This is a genomic window from Halobacteriovorax sp. RT-2-3 (genome assembly GCF_047085075.1).
Classification (GTDB): Bacteria; Bdellovibrionota; Bacteriovoracia; order Bacteriovoracales; family Bacteriovoracaceae; genus Halobacteriovorax_A.
Genome location: NZ_JBKIYF010000002.1, coordinates 202046 through 218884 on the forward strand (window position 1 = coordinate 202046; position 16839 = coordinate 218884).

16 protein-coding genes are annotated in these 16839 nt (G+C 36.2%); 2 read left to right on the plus strand and 14 right to left on the minus strand.

The window, feature by feature from the left end; genetic code table 11:
- Positions 1–121: 121 nt before the first annotated feature.
- The 12 genes from ACMAYX_RS06820 to proB all read right to left on the minus strand — a co-directional run bounded on the left by ACMAYX_RS06820 (position 122) and on the right by proB (position 11836).
- On the minus strand, positions 122–928 hold the full coding sequence (locus ACMAYX_RS06820; RefSeq protein WP_103218125.1) for a metal ABC transporter permease: 807 nt from the start codon (positions 926–928) through the stop codon (positions 122–124).
- Positions 928–1812: a metal ABC transporter substrate-binding protein gene (locus tag ACMAYX_RS06825; RefSeq protein ID WP_103218126.1), complete on the minus strand. Its 885-nt coding sequence runs from the start codon at positions 1810–1812 to the stop codon at positions 928–930. The genes ACMAYX_RS06820 and ACMAYX_RS06825 overlap by 1 nt, the downstream gene beginning before the upstream one ends.
- Before the next feature lie 9 nt (positions 1813–1821).
- A complete protein-coding gene (locus ACMAYX_RS06830) occupies positions 1822–2877 on the minus strand; it encodes a hypothetical protein (RefSeq protein ID WP_412471870.1) in 1056 nt (351 codons plus the stop codon).
- 61 nt (positions 2878–2938) lie between these two features.
- Positions 2939–3229, minus strand: a complete 291-nt coding sequence (locus ACMAYX_RS06835; RefSeq protein ID WP_412471869.1) for a hypothetical protein — start codon at positions 3227–3229, stop codon at positions 2939–2941.
- 62 nt (positions 3230–3291) lie between these two features.
- Complete coding sequence (locus ACMAYX_RS06840) at positions 3292–4716, minus strand: LysM peptidoglycan-binding domain-containing protein (RefSeq protein WP_103218129.1); 1425 nt, start codon at positions 4714–4716, stop codon at positions 3292–3294.
- 61 nt (positions 4717–4777) lie between these two features.
- Positions 4778–5755, minus strand: a complete 978-nt coding sequence (locus ACMAYX_RS06845; RefSeq protein WP_412471868.1) for a LysR family transcriptional regulator — start codon at positions 5753–5755, stop codon at positions 4778–4780.
- Between the two features lie 185 nt (positions 5756–5940).
- Positions 5941–6711 (minus strand): mechanosensitive ion channel family protein, encoded by a 771-nt coding sequence (locus ACMAYX_RS06850; protein ID WP_158246879.1) that lies wholly within the window; start codon positions 6709–6711, stop codon positions 5941–5943.
- An 85-nt stretch (positions 6712–6796) separates the two neighbouring features.
- Positions 6797–8272: a sodium/proline symporter gene (locus ACMAYX_RS06855; RefSeq protein WP_103218132.1), complete on the minus strand. Its 1476-nt coding sequence runs from the start codon at positions 8270–8272 to the stop codon at positions 6797–6799.
- Positions 8273–8383: 111 nt separating this feature from the next.
- On the minus strand, positions 8384–8578 hold the full coding sequence (locus ACMAYX_RS06860) for a hypothetical protein (protein WP_103218133.1): 195 nt from the start codon (positions 8576–8578) through the stop codon (positions 8384–8386).
- A gap of 62 nt (positions 8579–8640) precedes the next feature.
- Positions 8641–9444, minus strand: coding sequence for a pyrroline-5-carboxylate reductase family protein (locus tag ACMAYX_RS06865; protein WP_412471867.1), 804 nt, complete (start codon positions 9442–9444; stop codon positions 8641–8643).
- Between the two features lie 24 nt (positions 9445–9468).
- Positions 9469–10707: a glutamate-5-semialdehyde dehydrogenase gene (locus tag ACMAYX_RS06870; RefSeq protein WP_103218135.1), complete on the minus strand. Its 1239-nt coding sequence runs from the start codon at positions 10705–10707 to the stop codon at positions 9469–9471.
- The gene (gene proB / locus ACMAYX_RS06875; RefSeq protein WP_103218136.1) at positions 10691–11836 is read right to left on the minus strand and encodes a glutamate 5-kinase; all 1146 of its coding nucleotides are present in this window, start codon (positions 11834–11836) and stop codon (positions 10691–10693) included. The genes ACMAYX_RS06870 and proB overlap by 17 nt, the downstream gene beginning before the upstream one ends.
- A gap of 245 nt (positions 11837–12081) precedes the next feature.
- Here proB and ACMAYX_RS06880 point away from each other — a divergent pair, with 245 nt between their 5' ends.
- Both ACMAYX_RS06880 and ACMAYX_RS06885 read left to right on the plus strand, forming a co-directional pair.
- Positions 12082–13518 (plus strand): hypothetical protein, encoded by a 1437-nt coding sequence (locus ACMAYX_RS06880; RefSeq protein WP_412463200.1) that lies wholly within the window; start codon positions 12082–12084, stop codon positions 13516–13518.
- Positions 13519–13531: 13 nt separating this feature from the next.
- Positions 13532–14557: a succinylglutamate desuccinylase/aspartoacylase family protein gene (locus tag ACMAYX_RS06885; RefSeq protein ID WP_103218138.1), complete on the plus strand. Its 1026-nt coding sequence runs from the start codon at positions 13532–13534 to the stop codon at positions 14555–14557.
- Positions 14558–14589: 32 nt separating this feature from the next.
- Here the strand turns inward: ACMAYX_RS06885 and ACMAYX_RS06890 are convergent, their stop codons facing one another.
- Together ACMAYX_RS06890 and ACMAYX_RS06895 are read right to left on the minus strand one after the other, a co-directional pair.
- On the minus strand, positions 14590–15540 hold the full coding sequence (locus ACMAYX_RS06890; protein ID WP_392992595.1) for a hypothetical protein: 951 nt from the start codon (positions 15538–15540) through the stop codon (positions 14590–14592).
- Positions 15541–15550: 10 nt separating this feature from the next.
- On the minus strand, positions 15551–16822 hold the full coding sequence (locus tag ACMAYX_RS06895) for a lysine N(6)-hydroxylase/L-ornithine N(5)-oxygenase family protein (protein ID WP_412463201.1): 1272 nt from the start codon (positions 16820–16822) through the stop codon (positions 15551–15553).
- Between the last annotated feature and the right edge of the window lie 17 nt (positions 16823–16839).

Below are 16839 nucleotides of genomic sequence, written 5' to 3' on the forward strand. Positions count from 1 at the left end.
TGAGAATTTAAAATAGGTTAAGTTTTTCAAATCAAAAGATTACTTGGACATATTGCATAAACAATCGTGATAGTCGTTTTTAATGGAAATAAATGAGAGAAAATAAAAAAGTCGCACTAAATTAAGTACGACTCATTTTAAATTTTATCAAAAATGGTAGGAACACTATTGGAACAATAGTAAAGACCACCACGATAATTGCTCCAGCAGGAAGATCAAAGAAGTAACTGAGGGCCATTCCAAGTAAGCTCAAAATTAAGCCAATCCCCCAACCGATAAACAGCTGTGATCGAATACGTTGAGAGAGTAATGTACTGATCAATGCAGGGACAACAAGAAATGAGAAAACAAGTAGAATACCAGCTATTCCAACAGATGAGGTAATTACAACACCAAACAACGAAAAGAAAATAAAATCCCAAAATGCAGAACTATTATCTTTATCTAAAGTTGACCTAAGAATTTGTTTTCTAAAAATATAGTGAATTGTAGCAACAATACTATAAATAGCACCTGTCTTTATAACATCTGCCCAAGTTACCCAGAGGATCTTACCAATGAGTATTTCTTTAATATGTTCTGCACCATGGGCCATCATGTTAACAACGAGAATAACAGCGGAAGAAGCGAAAGCATAAACAAGAGCGATTAACACTTCTTGCGAGATATACTTTTCAAACTTCTTGGCCCAAGCAAAGTAAGCTGCGGCCACAAAAGTGAAACCTAAAGAAACAAAGTAATTAAGGCCACTATGGTGATCGAGATGAAGGAGTAAAGCTACTGTTGAGCCTAGGCTTGCCACTTGTGCTAAGGAGAGATCAACGAAGATAACTCCTCTTCTTAAGACATGTAATCCTAGATAGCAGTGTATCCCTACAAGAATTAAACACATGACAAATGGTGCAGCTAAAAAAGAAATAACTTCCATTAATCCTCCAGTGCTAGAGCGAGGCTCTCATAAAGAGAGAAAATATCTTTCACTTGTGAGCTACCGTCAACAGCAACTGCGACATTGTTGATTTTTACATTTTTGATACTCTTACTAATTCTTTTAGCGACACTATCATCGAAGTAATTTTCAACTAAGATATGACGAATTCCTTCTTTTTTCATCTGTTCAATAACACTGATAATGTGTGAAGCAGTTGGAGGAATTCCTGGCTTAGGTTCAAGAACATTTTGAACTTGAATTCCAAATTCATCTAAAAAATAAGTTAGCGTACGGTGAAACGTTATAATCTTAGTTCCTTTCTTAATCTTGGCGCTAAGATCTTTTATCAATTCTTTAGTGCGTTTTTCATATGCTATGTAATTATTTTCGTAAGCCTGCCTATTACTTTCATCTAACTTAATGAATCGATCACGAACTCCCTTCGCAACTTCAAGGGCCTTACTCGGTGAAAGCATAAAGTGAGGATTTCCTTCCGGATGAACATCACCATGAGCACGCGTTAGCTTCCCCTTAACCTCATCTGTTAGTTTCACAAGAGCGTATGCTTCAAGTCTTCCTTCTTGTCCGATACGAACTTTTGGATTGCGACTTCCTCTAACAACAAGCGGGAGCCAACCGACTTCAAGGCCCGCACCGATACTAATTAACAGATCGGCCTTAGCTACTTTAAAAGTATAGCTAGGTTTTGCTTCTAGGAAGTGAGGATCTTGAGTACCTTTAGCAAGAGAGTGTACACTCACACTCTCTCCACCAATTTTTTTTGCAATATCTGCTAAATTTGTCGTCGTTGTTACAATTCTCAATTGAGCGTAAGAGCTCATACCTAGAACAAGTAACAACCCTATAAGAATTGACTTCATTTTAGCGACCTAGTACTGGTGTGCCGGGTGGGCACCGATACTAAAGCTTAACTGAAGACTTACTCTTTTTTCAGGACGATCTTCACCATCATGAATTTCATCGTATTGCATTCTTACAGCTGAGAATTCAGTAGGAACAAATGCTAAAAGTGCAGTATATGCATTTTGATCTGCAATTGACTCATCCTTAGCAACACCTAGGAATTCATATTGTGCTTGAGCAAACCAGCGTGGTGCAAATTGATAACGTAAGAATGTCGAATAACCACCATTTTTAACTTCGTTTGTTCCCTGAACATCTTTGTGGATAAACTCAGTTGACCAAACAAATGACGAATACTTACCTTTTTTAACTGGACGCCATTTTAATGTTAAGTCTGTTCCTAGGACAGTTGATTTCTCAGCTTGTTCTTCAAAATAAAGACCTGAAAGACCCCACTCTAGAGTTAGTGACTCAGATAAATCCCAAAGGTTTTTTAGGTTAGCGACTGTAGTGATCGAGTGTGGATCTTCAACAAATAATTCTTCATTTGTTGGCTGAAGAAACTGAACAGTTAAATCACTATACCATGGCAGTGGCGCTAGATATGATACACTTACACCAGCTTCATTTAGTCCTTCTTCTCCAAACATATACTCTTGAACAAGACCACGGTAAATGAATGGCTGAGCGTGAGTATGTACCATATTGTACTTACCAAATTGGGCATAGAACTTCCCTAACTTTACTGTAAAATCAGGAATTGAAATTGTTTCAGCAAATACTTCTTCAGGCTCAAATGCATAACCATGCTCTTCCTCGCCACCCTCTTCATGATGTTCCTTGTGAACTGCAAAAGTAGCCTCAGCTCTAAAGTATGCATCAACATCTGCACTAAACTGAAGCTCTGCTTCTTGTAGAGAAAATCCATCGTGATCATTATCACGAGACGAGTTTTTATAGATAGTTAAAGCATTTAAACCGATGGCAGGATTAAACCCATTGCCTCTTGAATTGTCAGAAAGAGATTGCGCAAAAGTGTTTGAGCCTAGTAATAAAATAGAAATATAAAATAAGTTTTTCAAAATAAACCTCATTGAAAATTAATTAATTAAATTTAAAAAATAAAAAGTGAATGTAATTAAATTAACAATGAGTTGGTGGCCCACGAGGAGCTGTTTGAATAGATAGAGATTGTAATGTGTGACCGACTAGGGTCTGATAACGATCTGTAACGAGAAAAAGAAAACTTGCTTCAAGTTCTTCAGAGAAATCAGATTTTCTAGCATCATATTTGAATTGAGAAAATTTAATACAGAAATGGCAAGCTTGATCTAACTTACTAGTCTCATGCTCATTTTCATGGAAATGGATGCTTGCTGTAAGAAAGCTTACAAGAAAGGTTGCCGCAAATATGAATCTAAAAAATTTCTGCATTAGCTCAATACTAGCAATACTAAATTTAAATTGTCTCGTTTTTTTTTAACAAGACAATCTATTTAGATACTTAACATCTGTCCAATAAAGAGATTACTCGATCGAAGAGAGTTTCTCTTTCTTATTTCGTATGTAGTCGTATTATAGAGTTTGGCAATACGTGTTAAGTTATCCCCCTTTTTAACACGATAGCGAAATACTCTTACACCTCTAGTGATATCTAACTTTTGCCCTACGTAGATACTATTGCCATGAATTCCATTTAAGCGTCTTAAGTAAGATACGCTTAGGCCCGAGCGACTTGCAATCTTTCCTAGATAATCATTTTTTTTCACAAAGTAGAATCTCTTCCCAACAACACTCTTATACTCATTTGCTCTTAGGGCAAGTTTTTGACCTGGATAAATTCGGCTGCTTCTTAAATTATTAATTCGCTTAAGCCTGTTAAGTGAAATTTTGTAACGACGAGAGATCTTTGTTAATGAGTCCCCTCTTTTAACTCGATAGTGAGTTGGAAAGGAATTAAGTTTTCCCCATTGACGGTTACTTGCCAATTTCTGTTGAATTTCTTCTATATTCTCATAATCCTTACGAGGCATCCAAATCGCATATTGCTTAATCCAATTAGGTGTACGCTTATGTTTAAGGGCGGGATTAATTTTTTCAATTTCACTGCGATCAATATTAAAATGTTTTGCAACATCTTTAATGTGCACGCCCCCAGGAACCTCCACTAATTTTAAATCAGGGTAAGTCGGAGATTGTGCAATCGTCTCTTCGTCAAAGCCAAATTGAGCAAGATTTTCACCAACGTAGGCTGCTGCCAAAAACTTAGGGACATAATTTCTCGTTTCTCTTGGAAGTAGTTTTCGATCTGCAAGTTCCCAAAAATTACGTGTTCTCCCCTTCATAATGGCACGTAAAACTCGAAGCTCCCCACAATTATAAGCTGCAATTGCAAGCTCCCAAGAATTAAAAACGGTATATAGATCTTTTAGATACTTCGTTGCGGCTTCTGTACTATGAACAGGGTCTCTTCTTTCATCAACAACGCGGTTAACAGCTAGTCCATATCTCTTTCCCGTGGCCTTAATAAATTGCCATGGCCCAACGGCCCCAGCATGAGACAGTGCAGTTTTGTTATAGCCACTTTCAATTAGAGGTAGGTAATATAATTGATATGGAAGCTCTTCTTCTTCAAGTACTGTTTGAATAACTTCTTTGTAATACATTCCCTTTTTAATAAATTGTTCAAAACGAGCACGATCTTTTACTGCAAAATAATTTATCCATTTTTGGACACGTTCATTTTGATAGAGCTCCATCTCATGCTTAATTGTATCTTCATCTTGATAAGAGATCGTATTGCTTCCAGCAACAGCAGGTGTAATATTCTCCTTCTCTGAAGAAACACATGAGAACAAAGTGAATAAGAGTGTAAAAATAGAGAAGAACTTAATTGAATTTAAAAGAGTATTTTTTTTCATATAAAAATTCTAAGGGAATTTTCACGAAATAAAATATGATCAAACACAAATTAGTTTTATCCTAATTCAATAAATCATCTGAAACATCAGACACTTCAATCTGTAAATCCACATCTTCATAACGGTCAGGAACATTCGATAATTTTGATTGAAAGAGTTCTTGTAGCTTACGAATAGAAATAAGGCCTTCATCTGATTTCTTCCAAATAGCATAGAGAGACATTTTAAGAGGCTCTCCAAGATTAAATGTTTTGAGTCCGAGGTATTCTTCAAGCGGATTCTTAGGCAAGAACATCACACAACGTCCTCTCAAACACAACTTATGAACAAAGTCGATATGATCGCTATAGACCTTCTCTTTAGGTATGACACCATTCTTTCTTAAGTGTTGGTAAATAACACGATTTAGATTCTTATCCCAATTACTCTCTGCAAATGGAATATTTACAAGTAGATCCTTTTCATCCTTAAACTTGTCATAAAGTTCTGTTGAGCAACAGAAGACAATTTCGAATGAACCTATTTCAGCAACATTTAGACTTTTTCTCTTAGGTTTTCGAAGAGAGATTCCCCAATCGATATTTCCTCGTAAAATATTATCCACAAGAACTTCATGGTCGGACTGGCGTATTGTGTTAACTGTTCCATATTTCGTATAAAGATCCCAGTATTGAGATGCAAACTCAGTAGCAAGATCATATGAAATAGTCTCTTCAATACCAATTGAAACAGGATAACCACCAACAACATCTTCTGAGAAGTGTTCAAGTAACTTACTCCCCTCTTCAAAAATGCCTTTTGTTCTTTCGAATAATTGTAGGCCTTCAGGTGTTAGAGATAGCCCCTTTGAGCTGCGATTAAATAGCTTCATATTGAATTTATTTTCAAGACGCTTTAATTGTTCACTAAGTGTTGGTGATGAAGTACCTATGATTTCGGCACCTTTTTTTAAAGATTGAACTTTGGCGACTTCATAAAAACAATAGAGATGATTCCAATTAATATCTTTTAGTTTTTCCAAGTTTATTCCTCGATTCATTTAGCTTTGCTCCTTACCTTAACAAGACGATCATCAATTAGCAAAAACCGAACTACCTAGTCGCGCTAAGTACCTAGGAGTCGGAAGAAAGGGGGAAAAATTGGTCTAAAATGAAAATGATCATCTTTAAAACCTGTTCAAATAAGTTACTTATTATATTTAAAATCATATCAACCTCTAAATTATTAACTCTTAATATTGAGTTTATGAAACTCAATCCCTGCACTTTGAAGCTCAATATAGAGCTGTGTGCGCATATCATTTCTTAACTCCCAAGCATCACTTGGATTATCGGCCCAAGCAGCTAACCAACACTCAATAGCATCCTTATCTAATTTCATGACCCACATCGTTGGCTCTTCAACATCGCTGAAATATTCCGATCTTTTTGCAACCTTGTGAGCTATTTCCTTTACCAACTTCAAATCGACATTTGGCGCAACGAAAAATTCAACGTGTGTCCAAACATAATGATCATTCATTGTAAAATTCTGGATTTCTTTCTGGAGTAACTTTGAATTCGGAATTACTAATCTAATCCAATTCCATTTTTTTATTACTGAATAAGTCAATCCAATCTCTTCAATTAGCCCATAATGTCCATCGATCGTAACGGTATCTCCTATCTTGATTGATTTAAAAAAAGAGATAATGACACCTGCAAAGAGATTTTCTAGAAAAGGCCTTAAAGAAAAACCAGCAATCACAGATACAATGGCAGCGATAATTGAAACGTAGACTGTTGGAATTTCACCTAAGTACGGAATTGAAACAAATAGAGACCATAAAATAAAAAATAAAACTGGCAGTGCTTTCATCATAAATGAGAAGCGACCTTCTATGCCCTCAGCACCATGAGACTTTAATTCTTTTTCTTGATCGTCAACAGGTGAATCTGTTTCAACAGCATCAGAAATATCTCTTTTACGAATATTTTTGAGCTTTCTTTTTTGCACTCTTTTAATATTAAAAAGAGAAAGAAAGTACCCTCCTAAAAATAGGAGGGTAACCGTAATTGGGTATAAATAATCGACCAAGGAGTTAGCTATTGGCTTCATTTACAAGCTTTGAATTTTTCATTCGATTATCAACAACCTTATTACTAGAAACGATTTCATTTAATGGTGTGTTTGAAAGAACAAAGTATGTGATTAGTCCTGCCATGATACCTGGGGCAACTTCATAGATAGTCGCACCGTAACCAAGATTCATCCAAACGATTGTCACGACTCCACCAACAATAACCATAGAAATAGCAGTTATTTCAGATACCTTCTTACCAATTGCATAGATAAAAAGGAGTGGGCCAAAGCAAGCAGCTAGTATTGACCAAGAAAGAAGAACCAACTCAAACACATTCTTGCTTCCAAAAAGGGCAACACAAAGAGCAATAATTGTCGTACCTGCTGTTGCAAGCTTTGTAAGATAAATATTATCTGATTTTTTAGGTAAAATATCTCTCGTAAAAGCTGCAGAACAACTAAGTACCTGAGAGTCGGCCGTCGACATTGTTGCAGCAAAAATACCTGCAAGGACAACACCAATCAGTAATTCAGGTAGAAGTTTTTGACTCATTAAAGGTAGTGCGAGTTCAGCATCAAAATTTGCTGAGCTTGGTAAGAGAAGTCTTGCAGTTAGACCAACACCAATTGTTAAAATTGTAAAAGCAATAAACCATGCATAGTAATACAATTTAGTCTTTGCCATATTCTTAGTATCATCAATTGTCATAAATCTAATCATGATATGTGGTTGTCCAATAACACCAAAACCAGCAAATACCCAACCTAATATAAATAAACCGATTCCCGTTCCACCTGGTACATTAAGTCCAGTTGGAGTGAAACTTAAAAACCCAGGAGATACAGCATCTAGTTTTGTCACATATGAATTAAATCCACCAACTTCATTGATTCCAACAAAGAAAAGTAGCCCCATTGCAATAATCATGACAAATGATTGAGCTGCATCTGTCCAAATTGATGCGCGAATCCCACCTGATAGACAGTAAGCAAAAACAATGACTGCACCAATAATAGCACCAGTACTATAATCCCATCCAAAGAGAACGTGTAAGGCCTTAGACCCTGCCTTGAATTGAGCAGCAGCATAAACACCTAAAAATAAGATAGTAATGATACCGACTAACAATCTAAGTTTCTTAAAACTTGTTCCACGTTGCCAACGAGAAAGAACACCCCCAAAGCTTAATAGGTTTTCTTTTTCAGTAACATCTCTTAGCTTCTTGTGAACAAAGAAACTCATGACCATATCACCAACAATCCAACCAATCATTACCCAAGAAGATTGAAGTCCACTCGTATAGGTATAGCCAATAAGGCCAATAAACATATATCCACTATTATTTGTTGCCACAGCAGATAAAGCTGCAAGCCATGGTGGTGTGGAATGTCCTGCTAATAAATAGTCAGAATTATTTTTCTTACTTTTTAAACTTGAAGAAACTCCAATCAAAACAAAGAGGAGTAAAAAAAAGAGGAAACTGTAAACAATCATTTAACAATCCTTTTTTTGGCACAGCTATCCGTTCACTTAAAGAATACAAAGCGCTAGCGAACAAGATGAGCTCTTGCTTATTAATAAAATACTAAATTAAAAACTTATTCATTAGAGTATCGAGAGGCAATTCTCTTCATCTTCAATTAGGCTTCGACGAAGGAAAGATGTCTCTCTTAGCGCCTTACCATGCCCCTCTTCACAAATAGAAGTCTTCTTTTGTACTTTAGTTTTGCGGGACTGTTTCTTATCAACGATACTATAACTTACTAATTGTACTAATTTTTCAGATTTCTTATTGTTCATTTAATTACCTTAACATTGTCTAGATTCATTAAGAATTGATTAATTTACTAATTAGGTTATCCCTAAGACTCACGTAGTTGGGCCGAGCGAAGGATCGCTTTATCAATTCCCATCCTCACAAATGCATCGACACCATTATCCTTAAAACTTTTAATCGCCTCTATCGTAACGCCCCTTTTAGACGTTACTTTCCCGATTAAATCATCTAGTTCACTCTCGCAATTAATCAATGCACTCTTTGCACTTCCTCGAAATAATTGGCTAACGATTGCTCTGGATTCAACTGATCCTAATCCCCAATCCTTTAAAGAGTCTTCTAGAGTATTCATAAAGTAATAAACAAAGGCCGGGCCAGATGCCGAAACAATGGTTACTTGATCAAAGAGTTCCTCGGTACTCATTTTTAAAATTAAAGAGCTATCAGAGAGAAGCATTTTAATAAAATCGAGTTCATCTACTTCCACATTCTTCGAAGAACTAAGAAGACAGATTCCTTCAGAATATTCCATAGGTAAACTTGGCATCAATCTGATTACCTTTGTCGTATTTAAGAGCCTACAAATCTTTTCTTGATCGATTCCGGCCATGATAGAAATGATAACTTTCTTTGAAAGGTCCATACTCTTTAGAGACTTTGCTAATTCTTCAAATTGTTGAGGTTTACAGCCAATCAAGAAATAGTCTGCATCACAAGCTTCTTCTAAATCAACAATTGCCTTTCCCTCTACTTCTTTAGCTAGTTCAACTGCTCGAGTGTGACTTGGCGTATAAGTGAGAAATTCATTTTTTACTTTTTGGCCTCTATACATTGCACGAACAACTGCGCTGGCCATATTTCCGCAACCAATTACTGCAATTTTCTTCATCACTACTCTCCTTGCTCTATTAAATTATGATCTGACTTGTCCATCACCGACGACAACATAGCGAGAAGTCGTCATTTGTTCGACACCCATTGGCCCATAAGCATGTAGTTTCGTTGTTGAGATTCCAAGTTCAGCACCAAGGCCTAGTTGAGCACCGTCGTTAAATCGAGTTGAGGCATTAACCATGACACAACTTGCATCAACGCTTTTTAAGAACTTAAGACAATTGTCTTCATTAGTTGAAATAATACATTCTGAGTGATTACTTCCATACTCTCCAATATGCTCAATAGCATCATCAAGAGAAGAAACTGTTTTGATTGATAAAATATTATCTAAATATTCTGTCGCCCAGTCTTCAGAAGTTGCTTTAATGAATGAACCTTTTGTCTGTTTTGCAAATTCTTCATCAACTCTTAATTCACATCCTTTTGCCAAAAGTCTTTTCGCAATTTTTTCATTTACTTTAGGAAGAATGTCTTTATGAATTAGTAGTGTTTCAATTGCATTACATACACCGGTTCTTTGTGTTTTTGCATTCTCTACTAATGTCACGGCCTTCTCAATATCAGCTTCGCTATCAATATACATATGACAAAGGCCCTGGTAATGAGCAATGACTGGCATTTTGGCATTTTCAAAAACATGATTAATTAGGCCATGTCCACCACGTGGTATAACAACATCAATCTCTTCTTTAAGACTTAGTAAATCATTTAAAACTTCGCGATTATCTGATGCTAAAACTTCAACGACACTCTTATCAACATATTTCGATATCGCCTCCTGAATGATCTGTCCTAGAACCTCATTTGAATGCTTGGCCTCTTTTCCACCTTTTAAGATGATGGCATTTGAAGATTTAAGCGCCAAGGCAGCGCAATCAACAACAACATTTGGTCGACTTTCAAAAATCATTAGGATCACCCCTAGTGGAACCCTCTGACGCTTTATCTTTAAACCGAGATCATTAGTAAATTCGTTATAAAAAGTACCAACGATTTCAGGTTGTTCCTTAATCGTTTTAACTCCAGAGATAATGTCATCAATTCTTTCATTAGAGAGCTTTAGGCGATCAACCATTGCTTTAGAAAGATCATTTTTAAAAGCAGCATCTAAATCAAGTTGATTCTTTTGTAGAATTAACTCACGATTTTTATCAAGGGCCCTAATAAGATCATCAAAAATCATTTCTTTTGTTTCACTACTCAATTGTAGCAATTCTCTTGAAGCCTTCTTTACTGTACTAGCTAATTTTTTCATCAATTATTTCCTTTTCTAAAATTAAGTTTATTGTATGGACAACCTCGATTGATGTTCGAAAACCAATAACTTCTTCGATTTCATCACTATGGCGTCCCATAATTTGTTCAACTTCACAGTGGCCATACTCACAAACCCCGGAAGCAAAAACTTCTCCATCACAAAGAATATCAACACAGTCCCCTTTATAAAATTGGCCAAAAACATCAATAATCCCTTTTGGTAAGAGTGACTTATTTTCATTAAGAGCTTCGAATGCACCTCGATCAACTTCAATATAACAATTTGGTTTTTTCATTGAGAGCAGCCATGCTTTGCGCTCTTCTGGGTCATAGGCATTTTTAGGTGCAAAGTAGGTTCCTATGTCTTTAGTGAGTGGATCTAAAATTAGGCGCTCATTTTCCATTGAACTAATAATCGCCTTTATACCTATAGGAGTAATTTTTGTGATGGCGTGAACTTTTGATTCCATTCCACCTTTTCCTACAGCAGTCTTTCCTTGATAATCCACGTCCTCAAGAACATCACTTCCAAATGGAACAATAGCGATTCTCTTTGCATCACTAAAAGCAGGATCTTTATCATATAGGCCATTTGTTGAAGTGATCATAAGCAATGCATCGGCATTAATCATCTGAGCAGTTTGCGCAGCAAGGTGATCATTGTCTCCTAAGGCAATTTCGGTAAAAGAGATCGTGTCATTTTCGTTAAGAATAGGCGTAATATTATTTTTCAAAAGTACATTTATACTTTGCTTTGCATGTAGGTTGCGCTTTCTATTTCTAAAGTCATCATGGGTTAGAAGAATTTGTGAACATATTTTTTGATTCTCTTCAAATAATCTTGAGTATGTATTGATAAGCTTTGGCTGCCCCACGGCACTTGCAGAGTGCTGAAGATCAATTTGACCTCTTCTTGGTAAGTGCTCCTTAAGAAAAGACTTCCCCACACTAACTGCACCAGAGCTTACTAGAACGATTTCGATCCCTTCATCAATTAGCTCACATATATCCTCTACTATTTTTCTAACCTTCCTTGTATCTAATTTTCCGCTGTCTTTTGTAATAACGTTACTTCCAACTTTTACAACAAGGCGCTTCACACCCTGTAGTTCTTTACGAAGTCTCATTCCTTCCCCTTATCTTGTTTAAAAACAACATGACATAAATTCAAATAAACCAAAAGTGAGACATTTCAAGATTAGGGATAACCGAACAAGCAAGTCTCTGACTAGAGTAGTCAACATATACTAGTATATTGTTTAGAGCTCTTAAAAATTTAATAAAAATTACAAAATATTCCCTACAGAATTAGGGATTGAGATTATAATATTTCCATTAACTTATGCTTTAGAAAATACAATTTGGAGAGAACTTGAAAAGAAGAATTGAAGTTATTAAGCCTGATAATTTTGAACAAGAGAATCACTTTTATCCGAAGGCCTTGAACTCACAACTACACCCTCTAGTGAGTCACTTTTTTAATTTAGATCACGAAAGAATTATCAAAAGATATAGTCATTTAAATCCACAAATTTGTACTGACACGTTGAGAGATATTCTATCTTATGAAAGTAAGCACTTCTTCTGGGGTGGCTCTGACTTATTTTATGTAACAACTCAAGCAGGTAATCGCCGCATGGTAGTTCTTGAAACAAACTCTTGCCCTTCAGGACAGAAGTCGATGCCACCAAGAACAGATGCAGATGAGCACAGAGGTTATAAATTTCTAATCGAAAACTCATTCATACCAGCACTAAAGAAAAGAAAGAAGAAACTCCCACCCGGAGCACTGGCTGTTATCTATGATAAGAACTACATGGAAACATCGGGATATGCTTCAACTATTGCAGACCTGACAGGAGAAGAAGTTTATCTCGTTCCTCACTTCAATGGTGAAGAACAAATGGCCGATTTTGAAAACGGAGTTCTTCACATCACTCTTGAAACAGGAGAAAGAATTCCTATTCGTGCGGCTTTTAGATATGTAACTCAAAAGCCATGGAATAGAATTCCAACGACAACGAAGACCTTCATCTTTAACTCGACTCTTGTTTGTCTTTCAGGTGGACGCAATAAGCTTCTCGCAAATAAAGCCTACGAACTCTATAACTCACAAATTGCAGAATCAGGTTTAAAAATCAATATGCCTGAAACAATTAAGGATGTTAATAAATTAGAAATTCCTTTATGGGTTCAAAAGTTTGGTGGAAAAGCAGTTATTAAAATTCCTTATTCAAATGCTGGCCAAGGTGTATTTACAATCACAAACCAAGATGAGCTAGATGCCTTCATGCAAATGGATTATCCATATGACCAATTTATCGTTCAAAGTTTAATTGGTCACTATGAGTGGAGTTCAACAAGTGAGTATGGGAAATTCTTCCATATTGGGACGGTTCCAAATAAGAAAGGAAATATTTATATCGCCGATCTAAGACTTATGGTCTACTCTTCACCTAAAGGCTTTATGCCATGTGCAGTTTATGCTCGTCGAGCGAGTAAACCTCTTGAAGCAACATACCCAAAAAATAGTTGGGAAGTTCTAGGAACAAACTTATCAGTAAAGAAAGGTGAAAACCTATGGGACTCTGACACATCAAGACTAATGCTAATGGATCAAAAAGATTTTAATTCACTAGGAATTGGTACTGACGATCTAATTGAGGCCTACATACAAACAATTCTAACAATTGTGGCCATTGATAAGATGGCAGAACAACTTATAAGTAAGAAAGGGACTTTCAGAACAAAACTTTTTAGAAGTTTAGATAATGATAACTCTCTCTTTAACGAGATCATGATCTCATAGCATAGGAAGTACAATGGGTGGAATACAAGTCATTAAGACCACTGAAGAAATTGATTTAAACTCTTTTGCAAAAGGTGAAGTACACCGTTTACAAATACACCTTTCAGATAACGCACTAGGAGTACCTTGGCGCGTGCCGATCATTATTATGAAAGGAATTGAGGATGGGCCAGTTGTTGGGATTACAGCAGCTGTTCACGGAAATGAACTAAATGGTATCTCAACAATTTTTAAAGTTATTGAAGAGATTGATCCGAAGAACTTGAAAGGAACTCTCATCATGGTTCCTATTAGTAACGTACCTGGTTACCTTACAAATCAGCGTCGCTTTATTGATAATGTTGACTTAAATCGTATTATGCCAGGTAAACTTACTGGGAACCCTAGTAATGTTTATGCTTACTACTTCACTCAAAAAATTGTTTCGAAGTTTGACTACCTACTCGATCTTCATACAGCAAGTCATGGCCGTGTGAACAGTCTTTACTTAAGGGCCGATCTTGAAAAAGAAGAAACAAGAACCCTGGCCTTCTTGCAAAACCCACAAATTATTGTTCAAAAATATGATGAAGAAGGAACACTAAGAGCATGGGCAAATGAACAAGGTATTCATGCTATTACTGTTGAAATCGGTAATCCAAATGCTTTCCAACATGCTCTAATTGATGAAACTCTCGATGGAATTAAGAACACACTTCGCTACTTCTCTATGATTGAAGGCGATGTGAAAGATATGATTACTGATGCAACAATTTGTGACCATTCTTACTGGATTTATTCAACAAAAGGTGGAATTGTTGATGTCCTTCCAAAACTTACTCATCGAGTGCAAAAAGGCGAAGTCATCGCAAAAGTTTACGATGTCTTTGGACAAGTTAAAGAAGTCATTTGTGCTGACCGTTCTGGAGTTGTTATTGGAAAGAATGTTAGACCTAACTGCGAGGCCGGACAACGTATTGTGCACCTTGGAGTAGACCTAAAAGAAGCATTACCGGAAGAAATTCCTGGCCACGATGATTTTGAAATTTCAGAGAAATAAAAAAAACCAAGGGGGATTCAATCCCCCTTTTTTTATAAATTCACATTAAGTGTTAGTCCAACATTTGTGCGATCGGCACGAATATCTTCTGCAATGAAGCGAATATTAGGCGCAATTGAGATATCGCGATTAAAGAAGTATGTAGCTGCAATAGTTTGTTGAAGAACGCGCTTTTCAAGTTTACTCTCACGTCTTAGTGTATAGCGAGAGAAGATATCTGAAATAAGTCTTAAAGAAATATTGCGCTTCAAGTACATTTCAGTTGATAAACTTATCTGATACTCTCTTTCTCTTTGATATGGAAGAAGCGAGATATCAAAACCCATATACTTTGTCGTCGACTTATCAAAGAAGTACTGAGTCAAAGTGGCAGTTGCCGCAATATAAGCGAATTTAGAAATACGGTACGCCATTGCTTGTGAAAAAGCGGCAGCAGAATGATAACCATAATCTTTTTCTGTTCCACGAGTTACATACTGATACTTTAGAAATGAAACATTTTGTAATTCACCAATTGTGTATGTTTTAAAGTATGAAAGAACAGGATTATCAATATCAAGCTCTTGTGAGTTGTCATCAAATTCTTTTTGAATAGAAGCTGTCGATGCCGTGTGGTTTGAATGAAATGGCGTTGCCATATACATTCCAGCTTGAAGAGAAATATTATCTGATTTCGTGAGGCGATATTTAGCACCAAAGACACCAGATATATTTGTCAAAGAAGGATTACCTTCTGCATTCTTAATATTAGGTCTTTCTGCACTTGTTAAGTCATTAATTGCACCACCTTTGTAAGCAAAAGTTGAGTAAAATGACCAACGCTTAAGAGAGCCCGACAAAGTCTTTAAAGTTGGGTTTTCGATAACTTCTTCTTTTGTATTAAAAGATTCGGCCTTTTTTACTTCTGCCTTTGACTCATTTGCCGGGGCAGCAGATATAGTAATTGAAAGTATTGAGAAAAATAGTAACGTTACTAGCTTCATTGTCTCTCCGTTAGTTAAAAAAGCTTAAAAAGCTTTCGCTATTATTTGTAGTTTTGTATTTAGTTTCGCCAACGAGGTCATTAGCAATCATGGCCGAGCGCCAAGACATTAAACTTGTTTGTGGATCTGCTACACCATGGCCATGGCGACTAAAATTCATTGAATAGATCTTCCCGTTTTCAATCGTAGTCTGGATGCTATAATCCTGTCCTACAATTATGCGCCCCTTAGAATCCTTTGTAATCTTATCCGCAATTCCATCCAGAAAACTAGGTAGAACACTTTTAAAACCTGTCGCCAAGATAACAATATCGGCATCGATAAATTCTTCGTTTTGATTAAGTAAATTATCAACGACTAATTTATATGATTCTCCTTGTTTCTCAATCGCCTTAAGCCAGCGCATTGGAGAAATTGTATAATCAGGAAGTTTCTTTAAATAGAATCGGTCAAGATATAGTTCATTATACATTTCTTGTAAGTATTGAGGAGTGTTACCATCACTAGCTAATAGCTGGCTTTGAGTATATGAATCTTTTTGCTCTTGAGATAGAGAGTGAAAATTAAGTACAAATTCAGGTGTAAATATTTCATTTGTAAATGGAGCTTCATCAAGTGGTTGTAAATTATGTCTTCCGCTTAACAAGGTAACCTTCTCTACTTTTCCCCACATTCCATTAAGAGCATTTCTAAATGTTTCGACTCCCGTCTGTCCCCCACCGATAACAACAACTTTCTTACCTTTAAGATCAAGTTTCTTCATTTGCTTAGACTTAGCGTGAAAAAGAGTCTCAGACAGGAATGGCCTTGCACATTCTGGTATATTTTTAGTTGGGCCAGAAGCGACACAAATATTTTTCGTAAAGTAACTCCCACCTTCCTTAATCACCTCAAATTTTTCACCATCGTGCTTTATATCAATTACCTTAGAGTCGAAATCAATATCATCGCAAAGTTGTTTTGAAACCCACTTGCAATAGTCTTGAAACTCATAACGGTTAATCGCCTTACGATCCGTATTTAAGAAGTGATAAAATTGTCCATTTTCAACTAAGTAATTTAGAAAACTAAAGATACTTTTAGGATCAACAGGAGTGACAAGATCCTTTAAGAAAGAAGTTTGCATCATCGCATCACCAAACATCAACTCAGGATGCCAACTAAATTCTGGTTTGTTATCTAAGAATTTACTATTAATTTCACTTAAAGGATTTAAAAGAGCTGCTAAACTCAAATTAAACGGTCCTAAACCGATTCCAACAATGTCATATATATTCTGCATTTAACTACCTCAACTCA